This window comes from Mesorhizobium sp. M7A.F.Ca.CA.004.04.2.1 (assembly GCF_004022825.1).
Classification (GTDB): domain Bacteria; phylum Pseudomonadota; class Alphaproteobacteria; order Rhizobiales; family Rhizobiaceae; genus Mesorhizobium.
Genome location: NZ_RZPH01001206.1, coordinates 1 through 1617, shown reverse-complemented (window position 1 = coordinate 1617; position 1617 = coordinate 1). Strand labels below are relative to the sequence as shown.

Genomic DNA, 1617 nt, shown 5'->3' with positions numbered 1-1617 from the left:
ACCGAACCCGCCAGTCGGAGGGACAAAACCCGCCAAGGCAAGTCACGCCGAGCGCCGCAACCGAAAAGACGTCCGGCGCCGGCCCCGCTATCGCGGAGCGTTCAAAGGACGCCAAGGCTCCGAAGAGCGGCCGCCAGCCTGGAGCGTATGTCAAGAAGTGATCGCTGGACGGGACCCGAGAGGTCCTGGCGTTGCCACTTGCGCCTTTCGCGACTGGTTGGTGGGTGTCTGTCCGGCGGGCCCCGTCGGCTCCAATGCACGGCGCAATGTCGGCGCTTCCTGCTGGATATGATCCCACAGCCGGTTGGCGATCGGCCCATGCGGTCGGTCGCGGCGCCGCGCCACCACCAGTTCGTCGGTGCGGCCCGGCAGATGGCGGCCGGCAATGGATTGCAGGCGCCCGTCATGCAGTTCTTCCTCGATCAGGAAGCGGGGCAGGTGGCCCCAGCCAAGGCCCTGCAGGATGATCTCCTTCTTCATGCCCTGGTCGGCGACGAGGCATTGCGGCGCGCCTTCGATCAGCGAATAGTTTTGTTGTGGCGAATGGCGGGCGCTGTCGCGCATGACGCATTGGGTGAGTGCCTGCATCTGATCCAGAGTGATCGGCTGCTCGATACGCCCGGGCAGAAAGCCCGGCGCCACCACGGGAATGAAGGACACCTTGCACAGATCGACCCATTCCACCCGCGCATCGCCCTTGTCGACCCAGTGCAGGATCAGATCGGCTTCGTCATCGAATAGACGCTCCCATGGGCCGCCCACCGCTTCAAAATGCAGATGCAGGCGCGTGCCGGGGCACTGTGCGAAGAACCGCCCGAGCATGCCCAGCACATGCGGGCGCGGGCACAGGTCGCCTATCACCACGTGGATCTCGCTTTCCTCACCCATCGCCAACTGGGCGGCATGGACGCGCAAACCGTCCAACTCGCGCAGCAGCGATAGCGCTCGGCGGTGGAACGAAAGCCCGGCCTCGGTCGGACGCACGCGATAGCCGCTGCGGTCCAAAAGGATGAGGCCGAGCTGTCGTTCCAGCTTGGCGACGGCGGCGAACACCGCCGGGTGCGAGCGATACAGCATGGCCGCCGCAGGTTGAAAACCGCCGGTGCGGACCACTGCATCGAAGCATTGCAGGTCGTGCAGGGTGAATTCGGCCATGTCAGTTTTTACTACAGAGATTGTTCTATCTTTGTAATATCAACAAAATCGCTCCACGGCTAGGCTCTGTCTCGTTCAACGTTCCAGAAGGAATCTTCATCATGAATGAGCTGAATTTCGTCACAACGGGCGACGGCACGCGCATCGCCTACCGCTTCGATGGCGAGGCAAGCAAGCCGGTGCTGGTGCTGTCGAATTCCATCGGCACCACGCTGCACATGTGGGACAGGCAGATCGGCGAATTGTCGAAGCATTTCCGTGTCTTGCGCTACGATTTTCGCGGCCATGGCGGATCGAGCGTTCCCGTCGGCGCCTACTCGCTCGACCGGCTTGGCCGCGACGTCATCGAGCTGCTCGACGCGCTCGACCTGCAACGCGTACATTTCCTTGGCCTGTCGCTCGGCGGGTTCGTCGCGCAGTGGCTCGGCATCCACGCGCCGGAGCGGATCGACCGGCTGATCC

General features: G+C 63.5%; 2 protein-coding genes. One reads left to right on the top strand and one right to left on the bottom strand.

From position 1 onward, the window contains the following. Positions 1 to 150: 150 nt before the first annotated feature. The gene (locus EN893_RS33030; protein WP_127271500.1) at positions 151 to 1155 is read right to left on the bottom strand and encodes a LysR family transcriptional regulator; all 1005 of its coding nucleotides are present in this window, start codon (positions 1153 to 1155) and stop codon (positions 151 to 153) included. Between the two features lie 101 nt (positions 1156 to 1256). Between EN893_RS33030 and EN893_RS33025 the strand changes: the two genes are divergently transcribed. Then, on the top strand, positions 1257 to 1617 hold a 361-nt coding region (locus EN893_RS33025), incomplete at its 3' end, for an alpha/beta fold hydrolase (RefSeq protein ID WP_128362136.1).

Coding starts and splice junctions, on each gene's coding strand:
- EN893_RS33030 (WP_127271500.1), bottom strand. CDS start 1,155: ATGGCCGAATTCACCCTGCACGACCTGCAATGCTTCGATGCAGTGGTC.